Origin of the sequence: Corynebacterium sp. PCR 32 (assembly GCF_037464985.1) — a bacterium.
Classification (GTDB): domain Bacteria; phylum Actinomycetota; class Actinomycetes; order Mycobacteriales; family Mycobacteriaceae; genus Corynebacterium; species Corynebacterium kroppenstedtii_D.
Genome location: NZ_JBAHVL010000003.1, coordinates 141,698 through 162,705 on the forward strand (window position 1 = coordinate 141,698; position 21,008 = coordinate 162,705).

A 21,008-nucleotide genomic window follows, 5' to 3' on the forward strand; every position below is an offset into this window, starting at 1 on the left:
TCAGGGTGAAGACTTTGGCCGTAAAACTACGGCAGAAGAAAAAGAAACCCTCCAAAAAAGGTCTGCTGGAAGGAACTATACCAGACATTGCCTCTATGGACGTGGTTGATATTGATCGCACAGTAACAGTGGAAAAGAATAACGAGACCGCATTATAGAATTCCCCTCTCAGGAAAATATACTGATGTTGATTGCATTTTGATTCAAACTTCAAACAACGTCATCGGGGCTGGTGATCGCTGAGCTTTGATTTCTGGGCGTATCTTTTTACCAACACGTACGCGCCGACGATCTGGCCGCTAGTTCGTAAGACCTTTGTGGCCACACCAGCCTCTTCGGCTGAAGGGGACGCGGGCATTTTTGTGCCTTCCCTGACTGATTTCAAGCGCGAGGTTGATGTGGTTTACAAGGCGAGTAATCGTTGCGCTCATCATGAACCGATCATTAGCCAGAGATGAAAATGCTCGTTTTGATCGAGCGCAAAAGGCCATCGATTTTTTGCCACGTGGATCGATCCAGATGCTGCGCAGTGGATCCCCACTAGCTCGAAGGTTGTTGACCTGAGAAGTAGTAGACCGTAGATCGAGATTAAGGCATTGGGAAGCCACACGACGGAATGACTATTTGGGCACACCCCATCAAACGCTACAACTATTGACGTGCAGTGATGGACCGAGCATCAAGAAATTTTCAAATGGTCGCAATTCCAATGCCGTTCAATAAACTATGACCCCCAAAAAGAGTGAAAACATAATTGATTTTTTCTTCTCCACAAAGCTACCTCTCCGCCATCAAATAAACTTCCACCGCCCAGGAATATAGCGGACGAGTGAGGGGCCGAACACTTCTAAGTTCAGAGAACCCAGGATTACAGCTAAAACTTCCCACGATGTGCCAGTAATGAATTGATCTGAGTAGTCACTACCGTTAGCAAAAATGACGTTTGCAAATACCCGAACAATAATGATCGCAAATTGAAGAGATTCAATATTCGCAGCATTTCACTAACAACATAGTCAATGACGGAAAATATGGGGGAAAGTAAGCTAACTACAAAAAGACCTGGCAACCTAGTAGGGCAACTCTTGGTGGCCAGCTACGGCCACTATGGGAGAACCCGCAACCACCCCCAAAGCAAAGCAGGACACAGTCCATGACACTTGGTCCACAGTTAGGTTCAAGTCATCCGCTATGCAAGTGAGAAGACCGACATCTAAACTTCCCATTGCAAGCAATGCATACGTCTAGTAAAGAGATGCTTCCGGAGCGGGCCCTTCTTCGTGATAATTGTTCCCATAGATACCTTGTGTTTGCTTAAATCGAGCGGTGTTTTTCCTTCTTAGCCGTAGCTAGAAGTTTTGCGCCTACATATAGCCCAACTCCATAGAAAGTATGCGCACGCAGGCTCCGGTAGGAGGATAGGAATGGGTGTGGAGTTTTGGACGCAAAGTAACCCATGCCAAATGCTGGTTGCATCAAAAGCCAAGGCGCAATCGTAGTGCTGATGCCGGCCAGCACTGATGGTAGGATCCGAGGATTGTCTGGCCAGTCGTTTAATACGATTTCCGTGGCTCCCGCAAAAGCAATACCAATTATATAATGAGAGGCTAGACCAATTTGGTATTCATGAGCAACAGGATCTGCTTCTGCAATGGAGCTGTGCGAGAATACTCCACGCTTCATTGTTCCAATCCATCGACCAACGAAGTTGAGATTTAGCGGTGGAACACCTGTTGCCTGACGTACGAGTTCACTGGAAATATCCATAAAAGCCGTCGCTGCTCCGCCGATAATAACAGCTCTGGATAGACGCCCTGATATTACATTCATTTGAATTCCTTTCAGTATCAAAGGTAACAAACCGTATCATTCTAAACCTGGCGGTATTTCTCCCCAGCCCCGCCGTGGAATCGAATTCCGTTCTCGTCGTTCACTCCCCTTTTGAGAATTTTCCTTAGCTCTTCGCGATCCCCAACTTAGGTCAGAATCCAACACTGCACAGAATTCTACATCAGCAGGTAGTTCAACTTCATCGCAATTGACTTGGAACAGCGATACCCATCTGCGTCATTTGTTCTCCTTTATATTGCGGCCACTATGCATACTCTGCATTCTTCTGAACAAACCGACATATTCGGTATAAAGCGGTGGTCTACCCAGCGCTTCGGAAAACCACATTGCAAGATGTGGAGCATGTTCATCAGGTAGGGTGCAAATAGGCTTTGACTGCACTGTATTTTCTCATAAGCACGTCAACTTCTCAACAAAAATCAGATATTTAATCTCGGGATGAAGGCGTAGGCGTCTATCTAAGCTACCCACTCTATGTATCGACCTCCTCTGCCCAGAAGCTCCAGATAGCAATTTTAATATTGCTGGTCTCCGCTTTATACAGCCCGATCGTTGGTTCCACCAGTCTGTTGCCATAGTCATCGCTAACAGTCGCGTTCGAGTCCGTTATTTCATGACTTTCAACAAGCAGCGTAGATCCGTGGCGTTGTGCTGCGATCTACTATCAAAATGAGGAATCACCCCTGCCGAAAAGAACATCGGCTCTTGGCTTTTACGCAGGGTTATACTTTCCGATGCGTCTTGCTTTCCAGGTCCTTTGTCAAGCTCTGACGCACCACGAATCCGAGAATCGTGCGGGTAAAAAGTTCAGTCAAACGTGGTTTTAGTTAAAACTTGCACTGCATGAGATGTGTATGAAGTCTGGTACCTACCATCGACTAGGGTGCGGGGCCTCGCTCCACACCTGCTGAATCCAGTTCCGAGGAAACTGAGCAAACAACGTATCTGCGATAATAGTGTGGACTTCTTGTGTCATGCCCCGGGCTGGTCTGGGATCATTCGGTTGTACTGATGCTGATCCGGGTCGGTTGGCTAGTCATCTAGGCCGACAGGCGCTGCTGACGGGCGGGACGGTGATATCACCCCGAGTTCGCACCGGGTAGCGGCCCGGTTGGTGGCCCGGTTGGTGGCCCACCGGTTTTCCCGCTTGCCGTTTTACACTGCCACTGATCCGCATGCGTATCAATGGCATGTTCAACACCATCAGATCATCCGAGGTGCCGAGCTTCGGCAGGAGGTGCAGACCATGTCCACCACTGCCGCTACAGCGACAAGCCCCTCACCCACACAGCGATACTCCACGACCGAGAGCTGATCGAGGCGGTCAAAGGCCCGTCGGGAACAAGCCCAACACCCCGTAGCTTGTTCGGCCAGTTGGAGTCTGAGGTGCCAGATGCAGGGGCGTTAGATGGCGATCGCAATGATGGGGTGAAAGTCTACTGGCTCGCTAGGGGACGGGCAGCGCGAGATGAGACCGCCTTCCGCCACCCTCTGATGGTTGCGCATCGTTTGCATGAGGCCGGTCAGCGGATGCCGGATGCGAAGAACATTGATGCCTATAAACGGGCCTACAACCTCGCTCAGACGGTCGGGGCTGGTGATCACCGGCCGGGGATGCCGCCGATGCGAGATCGTCAGACAATAGCTCGACGGGGTGCGAAGTTATGTGCTGTCGGCCAATCGAGCCAGCAGCGGGCCGGGAGCGTCAGTGCCGGTTGATGGGGCGACAGCTCGTGAGCGTAAGGCGTTGGCCACGGTGGGCAGCCGTGGTGGGAAGAAAACCGCACAACACTGAAACGACCGCAACAGCGACGACGCACAGAACGACGTTAAAAACTCAAGCAAGCGAATCGGGTCCGGAAGGTCAAAGGACAGGGCACCAGAGCACGTGTCCTTGCTGTGGCGTCAGAGTTCATCGCTGAGACACGCACGCTCCCCACTGGTCGCGTGATTGCACAAGAGGTTGGCATCACAAAGAGGATGGCTAACTTTCCACTCCCCTCACCTTCGCAGCGCAGCGATGAGGTCGTCGTCATCGACTTCCCAGCAGGCGATCTCTTCGTCGTCAACAAGGACGACGGGAACGCGATCCCCAAACTCCATGGCCAGACCAGGGACAGAATCAACATCCACCACTCTCAACTCAGCGCCCCACTGCTGGCAGATCGGGTGGATCTGCGCTGCAACACGCTGGCACGAACCACATGACTGCCTCACCATCAGCTCAACCTGATGCATACACACACCCTCACACAACAATCCGATACCAGGAACATCACAGTGCCCCCACACCACAACACACCGAGCAACCGTTAGCCCTCACCAGGATATGGCACCATATCTACGACAAAAGCCGGCCCCACAGGCGACAACCAAGCAATAGTGGTGGGCGCCCAGGTCCGGCTTTGACGACTGCTCCTCACGCAGCCCGGTGATTTACTTACCGAGTTTCCTACGCTGAACGCGGGTACGGCGCAGAAGCTTACGGTGCTTCTTCTTGGACATACGCTTGCGGCGCTTCTTAATGACAGAACCCATGAGGAATCCTTTTATCGATAGTGAACAGTTTCTAGCCTACGCACGAGGCGGACACGAATGGCATTACTCTACCGGCCACGACGTGCCAAAACCAAAAAGGGTAAGACGTAGGAAGCACCTGCCACACAGCTTCCACCACAGACAACGCCGCTGCTGTGGGGTGTGGTAAACCGAACCACACCCCACACAACCAGCACCTAGATCGCTTTATAATGCGATTCTTTGAGATACTCATCCACCGCTGATTCGTGAACACGGAACGAACGCCCCACACGAACTGCGGGAAGTTCACCAGCGTGGACCAGCCGGTACACGGTCATCTTGGAGACTCGCATAATATCAGCAACTTCAGCGACCGTCAGAAACGATCCATTCTCTGCATGGCTCATACTTAGTTCTCTACCTTTCAGCACGCCGCGCTGCAGGCTTCCCCTCCCGCAGAATGACACGCACGTGCTTAGACCAGCTTAGCGTGAATAATGTGTCTTAGCGATCATAGGGGGACACAACGTGTTCATTGTGCAGTTACGAATAGCTATGAAAATGGTGAATACCCCTGAGTTTCGTGGGGTAAGTGTGACAAAAGTCTACACACAATTGTGATCAACAGCCCCTAATTGTCCGAAGAACTCTCCGATTTCGACGACACCTTCCCCAACTCGGCTGACCGCGCCGCACACGCCTCCATCGCCCGATAGAAGGCAGTACGCACACCATTTTCATCCAACGCCCGCGTCGCAGCGCTCGTCGTCCCACCAGGCGACGACACATTCGCACGCAGCTGCACAGGATCAGCACCCTCCTGCGTCGCCATCATGGCCGCACCAAGAGCCGTCTGCGACGCCAACTCCCTCGCCAACTCACGAGGCAACCCCAGGTTCACCCCCGCATCCGTCATCGCTTCCAACACGAGAAAGAAATATGCAGGACCCGAACCTGAAACTGCTGTCGCCGCATCCATCTGTGATTCTTTAATCTCCGCGGTGTACCCCAAAAGACCGAGAAGCGTAGACACCGTCTCCAACTGCTCATCAGACACAAACCGGCCACGCGCAATCACGTTAACGCCCTTACCCAACAACATCGGAGTATTCGGCATAACACGCACAATCGCCGTCCCCGCCGACGCAATACTCTCCAGCGAATGCAGAGTAATTCCAGCCGCCATGGACACGAGAATGGTATCTGTGTCGTTATGGTCAATGACATCGGACATGTGTTCCAACACATCAAGAGTGTCATAAGGTTTCACACACAGAAATGCGATGTCCGCGTTATCCACCGCAGCGGCGTCGTCCTCCACAGTGGTAACCCCATAGCGTTTCTTGAGCTCATCACCACGCTCAGGACGTCGATTAGCAACGACAATATCCGTCGGAGACAGGGAACCGGACAGGAGGCCACCAATGAGAGCCTCGCCGATCTTCCCACCACCAATTACCGCGATTTTAGTCATGCACCCCAGGGTGCCAGAGTCCACCAACCACGTCCACCACAGCTGACTACCACTCCGGGCGACACACAACGAGCAGGCAGGCCCGTGACACCAGCGCTACCAGCTACGTCACCACAAGATAGGGGCCACACGTCAACGCGAGCCCAACAACTGCGGCAAGAAGCATGATCGGTTTGTCTCGTTCACGCAAGATAGCGTGAACAGCACCGACGATCGCCCCCGTCACAACCATCGCTACTACTGTCGTAACAGGCCGTGAATACGTGACCCACATGGTGGTAAAGCACCTGAACACGATGACGCCAAGCACCAGAGCAACAATGACCTCGATAATCATCAGGCCAATGTTCATCTTTTCCGAGGTCACCCCGGTGTCATGACGACCATTACTGTCACCAGTGACACCGCGGGCCGGCACCGCATCAGAACCACCAGCCAGGCCAGATCGGTCATAACCGTCACGATCATTGCGATAGTCACTGGGATATCCGCTACCGCGGCTACCATCATCCTGGGGGTAAGCATTCCCCGCGGCAATATCATCATCGGTGACTTGCTGCAGATTACGTGTTACCTCGGTCGACGGGGTCGTCCCACGACGAGCAAACCCCTGGGAATCCTCCTCCGCGCGAGCACCCTCCTCAACGGCGTGATCGTCAACAGAATAGTCAGATCCATCTGAGGCCGAGGTGTCGTCCTCGTCGGCATGGCCGGTGATGACGTCATGCAATAGAGCTTCCGTCTCCGCGACCCACGCATCTTCACTCCATGCAGCACTACTGGACTGATCATCAGACCCGTCGGGAAGACCGGTGACCGCGTGGTCATACCCAGCACCAGCACCGTCGTCGTAGTGGTCATCATTGCCAACACCAAAGGCATCATCATTGCTGCCACTGAAGACATCACCGGCAGGGCGCTGAGGATCGGCACCATTGCCGTGCGACACCTGCCCCTCAGCGACCTGACCATCCTCAGCAGCCGCCACGGGCACCTGAGGTTCCTCGATACCGCCGTTGGCAAGATGCTCGTCGGTGATCTTCGGAATCGACCCCGTCAGCTCTGCGACGGACACACCCCCGTGCTCGATATTCCGATGCCGTCGAGGAACAACATTCACATCGTGATCTTGTTGTCCAGCCGCATCAGCATTTTTCCGGCTCACGGCGCGGCGAGCAAGAAGTTCTGCCACAGTAATTTGATCGCCAGCCATACCGTCCTCTCGACCATCTCCATGGGGCGGGCCCACTATGTATGGGCCGGAAGTTTACGACCTCAACCCTACCCAAGGACAGACCCGCTATGAATACCTGCCCACACTTTAGCCGTACACGCTCATCACGAATATGGCCTCACAGTCGGAATACTACTGATAATCAGCAACACAATCGGGCGAGTCAGTGTATCGCATAATGACACCTTCCCGCAGCGCCCAAGGACATATACTGATTTGCTCTAGATTTAGCGCGCGCATGGCCCCTTCCGCAACCAACGCGCCGGCAACAATCTGAGGCGCGCGATCCGCACTGACCCCTTCCAGCTCGGCACGATCCGCCGCAGTCATCCGAGAAATAAACGCAATCAGCTGTCGAACACCCGCGCGCGTCAGTGTCCGCGTCACCCGGAGCCCAGCCGAACTGGGTGCCGCACCCGTCAGACGAGCCAACGTCCGAAACGTTTTCGACGTTCCCACAGCAAGTTCTGGCACTCCGTGCTCCCTGATGGTTACCGCAGGCCCAGCCAACACTGCATCGATGTAGTCGCGAAGCGCTTTGATCTTCTTCTTCGACGGTGGATCTTGCTCCAACCAGTCACGGGTGAGCCGGTTAGCACCCAACTGAACAGAGTATGCATCCTCCGGATCTTCATCGGGGCCGGCACTGATTTCAAGCGATCCACCACCGATGTCAAGGTTGATAATTCGCCCTGCCGACCACCCGTACCAACGGCGAACAGCCAAGAAGGTAAGCCGGGCTTCGTCCTCACCGGACAAAATCTTAAGATCGACCCCAGTCTCTGCTTTCACCTCGGCGAGAACATCATCCGAGTTCGTGGCAGACCGGACAGCCGACGTCGCGAAGGGGATCATGTCATCGCAGCCACAGGTTTCTGCACGGTCAGCCGCTTCCTTGACCCCTTTGATCAACTTGTGACGGCCTTTTGCGTTCAGCTCGCCATGCTTGTTGATGTGCTCCATGAGCCGCATGGTGGTCTTCCAATCGCTCATCGCCGATGGTTGGCCACCCTGACGAGCGTCAACGACCACGAGATGAACGGTGTTGCTTCCTACGTCTAGTACACCGAGTCGCACGGGCCCACTCTATCAGCGTGTGGATTCACCTCATGGTGAGAGAAAACCCACCTCTGGTCTGTGTTGTGGTCATATTCTGTATTTGTCGCGCCAGCATCTATGCTGAGGGCGCAATGCCAACTTCTCATACCAACCGTTTCGCTCCCCATACGGGCTATCCCGACGGTACTCTCGCCGACCGTTCTATTCGTGACGGTGCTGAGGTACCCGCTGATTGTCCTCGCGAATGGTTTTCTTTTCTCAATCCAGATGACAACGATCACCTCATCACCGTCGATCTCACCTGGCTCCTGTCGGGATATTCCTGCCGGTTTGGCACTGACGCGTGCCGCGGAATTGATTCGTCAATGCCGAATGCTGGATGTTGTGTACATGGTGCGTTTCTTGCCGATGAGCAGGACCATGATGCGTTAACAGATTGTGTGTCTCGTATGCCTGCGAAGTATTGGCAACTACGCCCGGAGAGCACAGACGAATGGTTGACTGCCGACAATCCCGCGGAGTTGGAACCATGGCTGATATGGGATGAGCTGGACAATGATAATGGTGAACCCGAGCCAGCACTGAAAACTCCTGTTGTCGATGGCGCCTGTATTTTTGCTAATCGTCCTGGCTGGGCGACGGGTACCGGATGTGCACTTCATCAATGGGCGATGGATGCCGGCGAGCAGTTGGAATATGCCAAGCCTGAAGTATGCTGGCAATTGCCGTTGCATCGGACGGAAGAGTGGGAAACCCGCCCCGATGGGCATGACATTCTTCACACAACGATTGGTGAATATGAGCGCCGTGGCTGGGGTGATGGGGGCGAAGATTTTGACTGGTATTGCAGTGGAAATCCCGACTGTCATACGCCGATGCCTTTTCTTCATGGCGAATCGCTGTGGCGTACTCATAAGAATGAGTTGACCGAGATGCTTGGGGAAGCCGCATATGTGGTGATCGCCGAGCATTGTGAGGCGTTGGAGGACCGGGCACGTGCGCTCATGGGCGCAGGGGTCGAGGCGCGTCGTTCACGGGGTCCTGTGGCGCTGGGGATGCCGATTGTCGCGATGCATCCGGCGACCGTCGCTGGCAGGCATGCCCCGCGGTAGTTGCTGCGGTTACTCGAATTTGTATCCGAGCCCGCGGACGGTGATGACGTGCGTCGGGTGCGATGGGTCGTGTTCGATCTTCGATCGTAGCCGTTTCACATGAACATCCAGTGTCTTGGTGTCCCCGACGTAGTTGAGACCCCATACTCGATCAATGAGCTGGCCGCGTGTGAGAACACGCCCTTCATTGCGCATGAGGTATTCGAGGAGGTCGAATTCTTTCAACGGCATGGTGATGTCATTGCCATCCACCCAGACGGAGTGGCGTTCGACATCCATGCGTACGTTTCCAACCTCGAGGATGTCGTCGTCAACGTCGCCGGCGCCGAAAGTTGGGCGTCCACGCCGAAGAACTGCGCGAATTCGGGCGATGAGTTCGCGGGCCGAGTAGGGTTTGGTGACGTAATCGTCGGCGCCGAGTTCCAGACCAACGATTTTGTCCATCTCTGTATCTCGGGCTGTCACCATGATGATGGGAACTGTGGAGCTCTGCCGAATTTTTTTACAGACTTCAGTCCCAGACATTCCTGGGATCATGAGGTCAAGGAGGACAATATTGATCTCATGCTGGCTAAATTCCCGCAAGCCTGTGGGGCCGTCGGGGGCGATGATGACGTCAAATCCTTCCTTGCGGAGAAGGAAAGCCAGTGGTTCGGATAACGTTTCCTGATCTTCGACGATAAGAACGCTAGTCATGTATCGGGAGCTCCAAGGTAAAAGTTGATCCGGTGTCCGGCTTGCTCCACAGTTTAATGGAGCCATTGTGGTTCGCTGCGACATGCTTAACAATCGCCAGACCCAATCCGGTACCCCCGGTTCGGCGGGACCGCCCTTTATCGACACGGAAAAATCGTTCAAAGACGCGCTTGTGATCTTCGGGAGCAATACCAATGCCGCGGTCGGTCACACGCACGTCAACGACGTTATGCTCTTTGTCGGGTTGAGTGTGCATTTGTCGTGTGACGGTGACGGGCGTTGCCTCCGGGGAGTAGTTGATGGCGTTCATGATGAGGTTGCTCACCGCGGTGACCAATGAGTTTTTATCGCCGACGACGATAGCGCCGCACGGTTCGTCGGTGAAGAGGGAAATGTCGTGGGCTTCTGCGGCAAAGCGGCATCGTTCTACTGCTTCATCGATGACGGTATCGATGCTGAGAGGTTCGACATCAGGCAGCGGTTCGGCACCTTGAAGCTTGGTTAACGAAATCAGTTCGGTGATTAATTGGCCCAACCGTTCGGTTTCCTTGAGGATTTTTCCGCCAAAATATTCGACAGAATACGAATCTTCCTTCGCTTCAAGTAATGCTTCCACCATGAGCGACACTGCCCCGACCGGGGATTTCAGCTCATGTGAAACATTCGCCACAAAGTCTCTGCGAGCTGCTTCCATACGCACATTTTCAGAGTCATCAACAGCGTAGATCACAATGAAACGGCGGTCGGTGTCAAGAAGAGGTTGGACAGCGGCCTTCACGGAGAAAATAGGATGCTCGCGGGTTTCGCGGGCAGATCGTTCTGGGCAGAACGTGATCTCGTTCGGCGCGCCTTCGGCGAACACAGTGAGCGCTGCCCCCCACACAGCCCTGTTGATGTGCCCATTGTCAACGATGCCGAGCAATCGTGACGCGTCGTTGGCGAGCACGATATCTTCCTGCTTGTCGACAACGACAACACCGATGGGGGAACTCTCAACCGCGACAGTGAGGATGTCAGCGTACGTGACGGGTGCGCGTCGTGGGGTGGTGGCTGAGAGCCGGAGCGGCGCCGCGGTGTTCCGACGTCTCAAAAGTGCGGCTACCGCGGCACTGAGAGCTGCCCCCACGAGGACGCTGATGGTGATGATGCCGATAGTTGCGGACACACATGTAAGGCTAGTCCGTCGTCAGCGAACCATACTAAAAATTCATTGTCGCCACGTCTATCACTTCGACCCTTGGTCAGCCACAGCAGCCGCACCAGCTTCAGCAGCCTCCGGATCAAGGTACGTACCACCCGGGTTCACGACGGATCCATCGTCGGCGATCTCATACACCAGCGGAATACCCGTCGGGATGTTAAGCCCAGCAATGTCCTCATCGGAGATATTGTCCAGGTGCTTCACCAGTGCACGCAGGGAGTTTCCATGCGCAGCAACGAGAACTGTCTGCCCCGTGTGAACGCGAGGAAGGATTTCTTCGGTGAAGTACGGAACAAACCGCGCCACAACATCCTTCAAGCACTCCGTCTTCGGAACAGTATCAAGGTTCGCGTAACGCGGATCGCCTGCCTGCGAGTATTCAGCAGAATCATCCAACTCTGGCGGCCGAGTGTCGTAGGAGCGACGCCACGCCATGAACTTCTCGTCGCCGTACTTTTCTTTCGTATCCGCTTTGTTCAAGCCCTGAAGTGCACCGTAGTGGCGCTCATTCAACCTCCAATCACGGATAACGGGGATCCACAACCGGTCAGCCGCATCAAGTGCGATATCCGCGGTGCGAATAGCCCGCCGCAACAACGAGGTATACACAACATCCGGAAGAAGGTCCTTCTCTTTAAGCAGCTCCCCACCGCGCTGTGCCTCTGCCTCGCCTTTTTCAGTTAAATCAACATCAACCCAACCAGTGAACTGATTGGTGGAATTCCACTGGCTTTGGCCATGGCGAAGGAGGATCAGTGTTCCGTTACTCATGCGCTCTATCGTGCCACGAAGTGCACTGTTCCGCCTAGCACGCGGAGCTCCCTACCCACCCTGCAGGGGTTGGAGTAGGTACTGCCCAATCCAGGACCTGGTATCAACCATCTCACGCTATCTCCCCATCCACACGTTTATTCATCGGCAGGGCGCAGCGCGTCAAAAGCCTCCAAGTTTCGAGTGGATTCGCCACGGCTGAGCCGCCACACCCATTCTTTACGGATGGATTCCTCAAATCCCATTTCGAGCATGCGATTAAAATCATTGTCAGCTCGGTCAAGAAGCTGGCCTAGTACACGGTCAAGATCCTGCGCAGTGATCGAGGAAGGCAGGTATCCAGCCAGGTAAATATCATTATTTGCGTCGATAGTGTAGGCAACCCCGAAAGTCTTATTGTTCCTCTGCAACAAAAAACGGTAGACGTCGGCGTGTTTTTCCTCGACAGCACGGCAAATAAACGCTTCGATGCGTAGATAATCCGAGCCAGGGATAAGCAACGCAACCGTCTTTAACCGGCGCGTACCAGGCAAGATGACGGCAACGAAGTCGCTACCATCAGGGGCGTCATGATCAATGTCAGCCTCGGTAAGGAGGGCGATGAGGTCGTCTTTTGTCATAGCCCTATTGTGCCCCGGCGCGGTTACTTCCACAGGGAATATGTGGTCCTTGGTCGATGGCGTCGTCGTAAATGTCGGCAAGGTGGCGTGCTGTGTTAGCCCAGGAGAAGGTGGAGGCATGAATGGTGGCGTGTTCTCCCATGGCGATACGGCGTTCGTTGTCATCGCAGAGCGCTTGGAGGGCATCGGCCCAGTCGGTCGGGTTGTGCCCATCGACGAGCAGGCCGCTAGTACCGTCGGCGATGGTGATGGGGAGTCCTCCCGCACGGGCAGCGACGACGGGGGTGCCGGAGGCTTGGGCTTCGACGGCGACGAGGCCGAAAGACTCGTTGTAACTGGGTATGGCAACAATGTCCGCGGCGCGGTAGACGCTGGCGAGGTCTTCTGGTGGTCGTGGTGCGAGAAAACGGACAATGGTATCGAGGCCGAGGTCGCGGGCGAGGTCTTCGAATTCGGTGGGGCGCAGCATGCCATTGCCTGACGGGCCGCCACACATGAGGACACGGAGTTCTTGATTGGGATTGCGTTTCATCATGTCAGCCACAGCGCGTAGGAGGACATGTGGTCCTTTAAGCCGTTGCATGCGTCCCACAAATGCAATGACTGTGGCATGCAGGGGAATGCCCAGTTCGCGGCGGCTGCGCTCGGTGGCGCGGTGCGAGCCAGGAGAAAATTGTGTGATGTCCGCGCCGGGGAGGACGATGTCGATACGATCAAGGTTAGCGTCGTAGTGGACGACGAGGCTGGCTTTTTCTGCTTCGGTATTGACGACGAGACGGTCCGCATTATCCACGATTTGTTGTTCACAGATGCGGCGTGATTCTGGTTCGGGGCGGTCGCCAGTGGCGAGTGCGCTATTTTTGACCAGCGCGAGTGTGTGCGCGGTGTGCACTTGGGGCACGTGCCAGAGGTCGCGGAGAAGCCATCCGACCTGCCCGCTCATCCAGTAGTGCGAGTGGATGAGTGAGTATGACACGTTGTTGCACTGCGCGAATTCAATGATTCCGCTGGCGAAGGCGACCATCTGGGTGGGGAGTTCCTCTTTGGTCAACCCCTCGTAGGGGCCGGCAGTGATGTTGATGAGCCGTACATTCGGTGCAAGGGGAACAATCTGTCCGTGGCTGCACCTGGTGGCGCGAGTGAAAATATCGACGTCATAGCCCAATGCCCCAAGTTCCAAAGAGGTGGAACGGATATAGACGTTCATTCCTCCGGCATCACCCACCCCCGGCTGCTCGATGGGTGAGGTATGCATCGAAATCACGGCGATGCGGCCGCGAGGCGAAATGGTCATGCCTTCAAGAGTGGATCAGAGAACGTGGACGTGCAAGCGCCAATGAGAGCACCGCACTGGACACTAGCCGCCCCTCAGCCCCTGGCTGAGGCCGCACCCTGTGTGGTCGCCATCATTTGTTGTAATCAACTAGGCTGGCGAGAATGATGCTTCTCGCCTATGACAGGCCGCCGAAGCAGGATCAACACAGCTAGAACGGATATAACTATCCCGCCCTAGCAGCACTTTTGCCCATATAATGCCAACACAGAAAGTACAGACATGGGAGCAACAGACGATAAAGCCTGGCTACAGTACTACCCCGATTGGACTGCCCATGAGCTGAATTACGAGGGCGTCACGTTATCGACGATTTACCACGACAATCTTGTAAAGTTCGGCAACCGTGTTGGCCTTTCCTTCTTTGGCGCTGAACAAACGTGGAAGGACGTCGATCACGAGGTGCGCAGGGTCGCTGCTGGGTTGTATGCGCTGGGAGTACGCCAGGGAGACCGTGTCGCCTTGCTCATGCCGAACTGCCCGCAACATGTTCACGCTTTCTTCGCGTGCATCATGTTGGGCGCAGTTCCCATCGAACACAACCCGCTCTACACCGCATCGGAGCTGAAAGGCCCGTTCGCCGATCACGGCGCACACGTCGCGATTGTGTGGGATAAATCGGTCAGCATGGTTGAGACACTCCGTACGGATCCTGATACTGCTTTGGATACCATCGTCTCTGTCGATATGACCAAGGCTATGCCGTTGTCCTACCGGTTGGCCCTCCGGATCCCTCTTCCGCCACTGGTCAAGTTGAAAAATAAGCTCACCACCTCGGTCGATGGCACTGTCCCGTGGGAGGTGTTGATATCCGACGACTTCGGTGGGAGTGGCGCGTCCCTCACACCATATGAGGCAAAGCCCGACGACCCTGCCCTCATCTTGTACACCTCAGGCACGACGGGCGCTCCTAAAGGGGCGGAGCTCCGCCACAGGAATATCGTGGCGAACCTCATCCAGGGTAAAGCGTGGGTGCCGGGCCTCCGCCCTGGCCACGAAGTATTCCTCGTGGCACTGCCCATGTTCCACGCGTACGGCATCACGATGAGCCTGTTCTTCGGGCCCTTCATCGGTGGCGCCAAACTCATCCTGCTACCTACACCAGACATGAAACTCATCATGTCGATCTTGAAGAAACAAACACCTACCTGGTTGCCCGGCGTCCCCACCCTGTACGGGCGCATTGCCGACGAAGCCGCCGATAAGGGCATTGATATCCACGGGGTTCGCAATTCCTTTTCAGGCGCGTCGTCACTCCCTGTGTCCACCGTCAAAAAGTGGGAAGCCCTGACTAAAGGCCGTCTGATCGAAGGTTATGGTCTCACGGAAACGTCGCCGATTATCGCCGGCAACCCCATGAATGACAATCGTCGCCCCGGATACGTTGGTATTCCCTTCCCTGACACCATGATTCGCATCGCCGATAAGGACAACCTCGACCGCACCATGCCCGACGGCGAACCAGGAGAACTGCTGGTCAAAGGCCCGCAGGTGTTTCCCGGGTACATTAACGCGCCGGAAGCTAACGCACAAAGCTTCCATAACGGCTGGTACATCACCGGCGACGTGGGAATCATGGAACCCGACGGATTCATCCGCCTTGTCGCACGCACTAAAGAAGTCATCATCACCGGCGGGTTCAACGTATACCCACAAGAGGTTGAAGACGTCCTCTGCACGCATCCCGACGTCGACGACGCCACCGTTGTTGGTCTCCCCCGGGACGATGGATCAGAAACAGTCGTCGCGGGGATCAGCCTCGAACCCGGCGCCGCTCTTGACCCGGATGGGCTCAAAGAGTACTGCCGACAGTCGCTAGCCCGTTACAAGGTGCCACGCACGTTCTATCACTTCGATGAACTACCCCGCGACCAGATGGGGAAAGTGCGTCGACGTGAAGTCCGCGACGACATCATCCAACGCACACAACACAACTAGAAACCAACCCACACTGGTTCGGGTTCCAAGTCGACACCAAAGGTCTCACGAACGTGGGCGCGCACGGCCTCAGCTAACTCAGCGATATCTGCGCTGCGTGCGCCACCACGGTTCGTCAAGGCCAACGTGTGTTTCGTTGATAATGACGCGGGGGCACCGTCGCGAACTTTCCACCCCTTAGTCAATCCCGATTTATCAATCAACCACGCCGCCGACAACTTCACCCCATCACCGGTGGGGAACACCGGCATGGAATCGACAACATCATCACCACAATGCTCACGGACCGCGTGATGAATCAGAGGCAATGTGTCAGCGTCAATGATGGGGTTCGTAAAAAATGAGCCCGCCGACCAGGTATCGTGATCCTCCGCGTCGAGAACCATCCCCTTACTACGACGCAGCTCAAGCACAGCCTCACGTACCGCGGCAGCTGGCCGACGCACCACACCGTCCTGGGAAGATTCGTCCGGTGTCACCCCCAAACGACGGGCTAACTCGCCAAAACGAAGCGGAGCCGACATCCCCCCAGGAGTCAACCGGAACTCCACAGCGGTCACCACAGCACGTCGCGTGAACTTGAGGTTCGAAAAACGATACGACAAGTCCAAAGCATCCGGTGTCACCCACTCTTGCGATCCCGCCACATGACCATCCACCCCACAGTAGGTCAACAACACCCGCTGCAACACAGACGACACCTCAACACCATACGCGCCAACATTCTGCACCGGCGTCGCACCAACAGAACCAGGAATCCCCGACAAACACTCCAAACCACCCAAACCCGACGTCACCGTCGCCGCGACCAGGGCATCCCATTCCACACCACCGAAACAACTCACCGTCCCCTCATGAACATCCATCATCACGGGGGCTACCTCGGCCACATCGCCATCCGAATCGTCCAAAATAGGCTGGCGTACCGTCAGATGAACCACGATGAATTCCTCCACCGTCGAGCTCTCCCCCACCACCAAGTTGGACCCACCGCCAACAACGAGCCACGGAACCTGCGCGTCAACTACTTCTTTCACCACGGCAGCCACCGCACCGGGAGTTGTGACCTCCACCACAGCCCGCGGTGCGCTACCAATACGCAACGTCGTCAAATCCGAAAATGACATTCCGTGAACAACGGTGGCCCCAGTAATGGAATCCAAGCGCTCCACGAAATCATCTGTAGAATCCTGCGGCGAGCTCGTCTGCATAGAACTCATCTTCCCAGCCTTTAGTCGGAGTTATCGGGCAGGGTATCCGGCCCGGGGTAAATCGTGGACATACAGCCCTTCAGTCTACGATCACTATCGTCGAGTGGGTAATGCAGACTCCCCGGAGATCGCAGCTCACTCGCTACACACTGATCCGACCCCACCTGCTTCCATTCTTCATGACACCTTCTTCCACGCCCAACACCCCCACATCACACAGGCGCACGCGCACCATCCGTGCACACAACGTCCGCACGCCATCGTGGTCTGGGTGTGGCCCTGTCGGCACCATCACCCGGGGAACCACCGGAATCAACCGGCTCCGACGATGCGACCGATGGATCCTCCACCATCCCCCGCTACGTCAGATGCTCCTCACGACTGACCAGCCCCTCGCCGTTGATGTCGGCTACGGGGCTAGCTGGACAACTACCTGCGAATGGGCCAGTCGACTGCGCACTATTCGCCCCGATCTCCGCATGACCGGCCTAGAGATCGACCCCCTCCGCGTCCTGCCCGACCGCGACGGTGTCCACTTTGCCCTCGGTGGATTCGAACTGGCCGGCCTCCGACCGCACCTCGTTCGCGCCTTCAATGTCCTCCGCCAGTACGATGTCGCCGACGTTCACACCGCGTGGGAAACAATGCAATCACGCCTCGCCGACGGTGGGCGCATCATTGAAGGAACATGCGATGAACTCGGTCGACGCTGTTCGTGGATCCTCCTCGACGCTGCAGGGCCTCGTACGCTCACCCTTGCATGGGATCCCTTCGACATAGATAAACCATCTGACCTCGCTGAACGTCTCCCTAAGGTTCTCATTCACCGCAACGTTCCCGGTGATTCCGTCCATACCGTCCTCACCACACTTGACGCAGCGTGGCATCGGGCCGCTCCGTTCGCGGTCTATGGTCCTCGCGTCCGGTGGCGAGAAGCACTGTCGATCCTGCATCGGTCCGGTTTCCCCGTTGCCTGGCCGCGACGACGCATCCGCGACAATGTCATCACTATCCCCTGGGAGATCATCGCTGCACCGTGACGGGATTCTGTGAATTCGCTGAATACTCCTCTACAACATTCCTAATTACGGCATTTTTTGTTGCCGACCCCAACAATCTCCGGTTTACTTATCCGCGTGAATCGCTCTCAATCTTCTTTCAGAAAAGTCGTGGTGGCCGGCGTCGTCCTGGCTGTCGTGGCGCTTGTGATTGCAGAATTTGCAGCTCGAGCCTACGTTTCCTCGAGCATTAAAAAGGACGTATCCGGGCATTCCGGCGATTCATCATCGACACACGTGGCCTATGGAATGTCCCCTGTTCTGCCAGGGGTAGTCACGAGGAAGATCGACCATGTGAAAATGGACATCCCGAATTCTCTCACCATCACATACCCCAATGGGAATACGTCTGCACCTGATGTCACTGGTCTCCCGGCTGCCACGATTACCATGGATGGTCTTGATATCAATTCCCGCACCGCAGATGACGTGTATGTAGATATAACGCTGCCCACCGATTACATCGAAGCGGCCGCGCAAGGTGGTATTAAGCGGAAACACACCCCGCAGGACGCAACAAGGTCTCACTCATCAGTCAGCGCTCGCCACGGCGCCGATGGGCGTGCATTCGATCAGGCCGGATACTCCAAGACGGCGCAATCTATCACTGATCGGGCTATTAAAGTCACCGCGGTACATCCTAATCCGTCCAAAGGAACGTTTAGCCTTGAGCTCTCCGGTGGTCTCGCTGATATAGAACTCAAACCCATCATCGCCCACAATGACCTTGCAATGAAGGTGACAAATGCGAAGCTCTTGGGTATGGCGTTGCCTCAATCGGTCACCGATGTTCTCACCGCCCAAATGGAAGATGCCGTCAATATGAGCGACCGGACTCTCCGGGCTACTCATGTTGAAGTGACGAACCGTGGGCTGCGACTCAAAGAAGAAGGCCACAACGTTGACCTCAAGAAGCTCTCAGACTCTGCCGATGAGGTCCTTGGAACGAATGACTCTGACTCACCTCACCATTCAGGCGATGATTCACTTACGGAGTCGTCGATCTCCTCAGATGACAACCCGTTCAACTACCAAGCGGCAGCATAAGCGCCTACTTTTTGACGCTGTCGCAAGCCCAGTCCTAACTAGTAGTAGTCGCCATTCTGGATGCTCTTGAGCTGCGGGTAGACATCAAACCAATACACCCCGATGGCGACGATGCCGATGAGCCAAATGAAATTGCTCATGAGTACGACCACGATCGTCGAGGCGACCAGAATACCGAACCAATGCCATTTCGGACGACGGTCCCCCGCCACAAATGCATCATGGCGAGTAGCAGCAATAACACACGCACCAGCAATGCCAAACGCTGCGATTGCCAGACGCACCCCCAGCATGATGATGCCCATGATCGTGAAAACTGTCCCCATGACGTGCATTGCGGGCTCTCCCAAAAGGTCATTGTCAAACGGTACGTAGCTCCGACCGGAACCAGCATGGTCCAGGTTACAGGCTCACTATCACCTGTGAGAGTGTGTAGATCGCGAGCCCGGCCAACGATCCCACAATAGTGCCATTAAAGCGAATATATTGCAGGTCCTTCCCGACCATCAGCTCGATTTTGTCGCTGGCTTCGTCGGCGTCCCATCGTTCCACGGTTTCTGAGATGATGCTGGTCACTTCACCGGAAAAATTCTCGGCAATATATCGGGCGGCCCCCGTGATACGGGCGCCCCACCGGGCGCGAAGTGTCGCGTCATTCATGAGGCGGTCGGCGTAGAGGAGCACTTCCTCGGTGATTCGGCGTCGTACGTGCGATGATGGATCCGACGCCATGCGAATGATCTGTTCTTTCATGGTGCGCCATGCGACAGCCGGCGCGGCCTGCACCGGCACAGAGCTGAGAACATCCTGTTTACACTCTTCGACGCGCGCGATCATGCGTGGATCGTGTTGGAGATCCGCTGCCCACCTACTCATGGCCTGGCGTAGTGCCTGGCGTGCTTCGTGATGGGGCTCTGTTTTCACCTTGTAGGCGAAGTCAACAACTTCCCGGTAGACCCGCTCCCCGACGAGATCATTAATGAAACGAGGAGCCCACGACGGAGCGCGCTGGCTGAGAAGACGAAGGATGAGCTCTTCTGAATCCTGCACCCGCTCATAGGCCCAGGAAATAATCGTGTCAAGGACGGGCTCCGCCTTCCCTTCTGCAATGAATTGTTCCATCATCGCACCGGCAGGAGGGCCCCAGTCTGATTCGGCGAGACGGTCGATAACCATCGTGCGGATCACACTCGCGGCGTCGTCATCGTCAATGCCTTCGACAATGGCGATGGTGGCGTTACCCACCTCTGTGGATACTCGCTCAGCGTTGGCCGGTTGGGAGGCCCACTGCCCAATCCTTGCGGGGATGTCGGCGTGGTGAACTTTGTCAGTGATGAGTTCGGCATTGAGGAAATTGTCACCGACGAATCCGGAAAGGGCCTCACCAACTTGGTCTTTTTTGCGTCGGAGGATGGCAGTGTGGGGTATCGGCAGGTGGAGAGGCCGGCGGAAGAGCGCGGTGACGGCAAACCAGTCCGCCAGCGCACCAACCATCCCCGCTTCGGAGGCTGCACGGACATAGCCGATCCAGGTGGCATCCGAGTCTTGCTCCGACCATCGGCAGAAAAGGTAGATGACGGTTGCCACGATAAGTAGCCCGGTGGCAATGGCTTTGTATTTCTGTAATTCTCGTCGGCGCTCCGCCTCGTCACTCACCGGTGGAAGAGTATCCCTGGTCGCGCGCGGTGGAGGCGTTGGGCCGTCAGGGGTGGTGCGTGGTGATCGCGGATGTCGGGTTCGAGAATGAGTCACCTCGTCTATTGTGCCAGTTTGTGCTGCACCTGTAATGACGCTATGGCCCGTCCGGGCGAGACGCGATGCCACTATTAACGATGGTGGTGCCCGGCAGCCTCAGGTACTGAGCCCTCGTGTGATCCTGGAGT

The 21,008-nt window shown here is 55.6% G+C and carries 20 protein-coding genes and 1 pseudogene; 6 read left to right on the plus strand and 15 right to left on the minus strand.

Annotated features, from left to right (window positions below):
• The first annotated feature begins 14 nt into the window (after positions 1-14).
• Positions 15-158 (plus strand): hypothetical protein, encoded by a 144-nt coding sequence (locus tag V5S80_RS05775; protein WP_395169810.1) that lies wholly within the window; start codon positions 15-17, stop codon positions 156-158.
• Between the two features lie 1,156 nt (positions 159-1,314).
• Here the strand turns inward: V5S80_RS05775 and V5S80_RS05780 are convergent.
• A complete protein-coding gene (locus V5S80_RS05780; RefSeq protein WP_395169811.1) occupies positions 1,315-1,830 on the minus strand; it encodes a DUF2938 family protein in 516 nt (171 codons plus the stop codon).
• Between the two features lie 1,206 nt (positions 1,831-3,036).
• On the opposite strand from V5S80_RS05780, the gene V5S80_RS05785 reads away from it, so the two are divergent.
• Positions 3,037-3,570, plus strand: coding sequence for a hypothetical protein (locus V5S80_RS05785; protein WP_395169812.1), 534 nt, complete (start codon positions 3,037-3,039; stop codon positions 3,568-3,570).
• Positions 3,571-3,852: 282 nt separating this feature from the next.
• On the opposite strand, the gene V5S80_RS05790 is transcribed toward V5S80_RS05785, so the two are convergent.
• From V5S80_RS05790 to V5S80_RS05815, 6 genes are all read right to left on the minus strand, one after another.
• On the minus strand, positions 3,853-4,089 hold the full coding sequence (locus tag V5S80_RS05790) for a glutaredoxin family protein (RefSeq protein WP_395169813.1): 237 nt from the start codon (positions 4,087-4,089) through the stop codon (positions 3,853-3,855).
• Between the two features lie 198 nt (positions 4,090-4,287).
• A complete protein-coding gene (locus V5S80_RS05795) occupies positions 4,288-4,389 on the minus strand; it encodes a 30S ribosomal protein bS22 (RefSeq protein ID WP_003402602.1) in 102 nt (33 codons plus the stop codon).
• 197 nt (positions 4,390-4,586) lie between these two features.
• Positions 4,587-4,778: a helix-turn-helix domain-containing protein gene (locus V5S80_RS05800; RefSeq protein ID WP_012732517.1), complete on the minus strand. Its 192-nt coding sequence runs from the start codon at positions 4,776-4,778 to the stop codon at positions 4,587-4,589.
• A gap of 224 nt (positions 4,779-5,002) precedes the next feature.
• The gene (proC, locus tag V5S80_RS05805; protein ID WP_395169814.1) at positions 5,003-5,845 is read right to left on the minus strand and encodes a pyrroline-5-carboxylate reductase; all 843 of its coding nucleotides are present in this window, start codon (positions 5,843-5,845) and stop codon (positions 5,003-5,005) included.
• A 103-nt stretch (positions 5,846-5,948) separates the two neighbouring features.
• The gene (locus tag V5S80_RS05810) at positions 5,949-7,058 is read right to left on the minus strand and encodes a hypothetical protein (RefSeq protein WP_395169815.1); all 1,110 of its coding nucleotides are present in this window, start codon (positions 7,056-7,058) and stop codon (positions 5,949-5,951) included.
• A gap of 153 nt (positions 7,059-7,211) precedes the next feature.
• Positions 7,212-8,156: a hypothetical protein gene (locus tag V5S80_RS05815; protein ID WP_395169816.1), complete on the minus strand. Its 945-nt coding sequence runs from the start codon at positions 8,154-8,156 to the stop codon at positions 7,212-7,214.
• 113 nt (positions 8,157-8,269) lie between these two features.
• Between V5S80_RS05815 and V5S80_RS05820 the strand changes: the two genes are divergently transcribed.
• A complete protein-coding gene (locus V5S80_RS05820; protein WP_395169817.1) occupies positions 8,270-9,250 on the plus strand; it encodes a hypothetical protein in 981 nt (326 codons plus the stop codon).
• Positions 9,251-9,259: 9 nt separating this feature from the next.
• Here the strand turns inward: V5S80_RS05820 and V5S80_RS05825 are convergent, their stop codons facing one another.
• From V5S80_RS05825 to mshA, 5 genes are all read right to left on the minus strand, one after another.
• Positions 9,260-9,946 (minus strand): winged helix-turn-helix domain-containing protein, encoded by a 687-nt coding sequence (locus tag V5S80_RS05825; RefSeq protein ID WP_395169818.1) that lies wholly within the window; start codon positions 9,944-9,946, stop codon positions 9,260-9,262.
• The gene (locus V5S80_RS05830; RefSeq protein WP_395169819.1) at positions 9,939-11,111 is read right to left on the minus strand and encodes a sensor histidine kinase; all 1,173 of its coding nucleotides are present in this window, start codon (positions 11,109-11,111) and stop codon (positions 9,939-9,941) included. Before V5S80_RS05830 ends, V5S80_RS05825 begins: the two co-directional genes overlap by 8 nt.
• Before the next feature lie 60 nt (positions 11,112-11,171).
• Positions 11,172-11,918 (minus strand): phosphoglyceromutase, encoded by a 747-nt coding sequence (locus tag V5S80_RS05835; RefSeq protein ID WP_395169820.1) that lies wholly within the window; start codon positions 11,916-11,918, stop codon positions 11,172-11,174.
• A 137-nt stretch (positions 11,919-12,055) separates the two neighbouring features.
• Positions 12,056-12,538 (minus strand): YbjN domain-containing protein, encoded by a 483-nt coding sequence (locus tag V5S80_RS05840; protein WP_395169821.1) that lies wholly within the window; start codon positions 12,536-12,538, stop codon positions 12,056-12,058.
• Positions 12,539-12,542: 4 nt separating this feature from the next.
• A complete protein-coding gene (gene mshA / locus V5S80_RS05845; protein ID WP_395169822.1) occupies positions 12,543-13,832 on the minus strand; it encodes a D-inositol-3-phosphate glycosyltransferase in 1,290 nt (429 codons plus the stop codon).
• A gap of 255 nt (positions 13,833-14,087) precedes the next feature.
• Between mshA and V5S80_RS05850 the strand changes: the two are divergent.
• Positions 14,088-15,809, plus strand: a pseudogene (locus tag V5S80_RS05850) (long-chain-fatty-acid--CoA ligase); the annotation flags it as partial.
• Here the strand turns inward: V5S80_RS05850 and V5S80_RS05855 are convergent.
• Positions 15,806-17,029 (minus strand): UDP-N-acetylmuramate dehydrogenase, encoded by a 1,224-nt coding sequence (locus V5S80_RS05855; RefSeq protein WP_395169823.1) that lies wholly within the window; start codon positions 17,027-17,029, stop codon positions 15,806-15,808. The pseudogene V5S80_RS05850 and the gene V5S80_RS05855 sit on opposite strands and share 4 nt — an antisense overlap.
• A gap of 170 nt (positions 17,030-17,199) precedes the next feature.
• Between V5S80_RS05855 and V5S80_RS05860 the strand changes: the two genes are divergently transcribed.
• Together V5S80_RS05860 and V5S80_RS05865 are read left to right on the plus strand one after the other, a co-directional pair.
• Positions 17,200-18,060: a class I SAM-dependent methyltransferase gene (locus V5S80_RS05860; protein WP_395169824.1), complete on the plus strand. Its 861-nt coding sequence runs from the start codon at positions 17,200-17,202 to the stop codon at positions 18,058-18,060.
• A 96-nt stretch (positions 18,061-18,156) separates the two neighbouring features.
• Positions 18,157-19,125: a DUF2993 domain-containing protein gene (locus tag V5S80_RS05865; protein WP_395169825.1), complete on the plus strand. Its 969-nt coding sequence runs from the start codon at positions 18,157-18,159 to the stop codon at positions 19,123-19,125.
• 38 nt (positions 19,126-19,163) lie between these two features.
• On the opposite strand, the gene V5S80_RS05870 is transcribed toward V5S80_RS05865, so the two are convergent.
• Complete coding sequence (locus V5S80_RS05870; RefSeq protein WP_395169826.1) at positions 19,164-19,451, minus strand: DUF2516 family protein; 288 nt, start codon at positions 19,449-19,451, stop codon at positions 19,164-19,166.
• 76 nt (positions 19,452-19,527) lie between these two features.
• Positions 19,528-20,781: a DUF445 domain-containing protein gene (locus tag V5S80_RS05875; protein WP_395169827.1), complete on the minus strand. Its 1,254-nt coding sequence runs from the start codon at positions 20,779-20,781 to the stop codon at positions 19,528-19,530.
• Positions 20,782-21,008 lie beyond the last annotated feature (227 nt).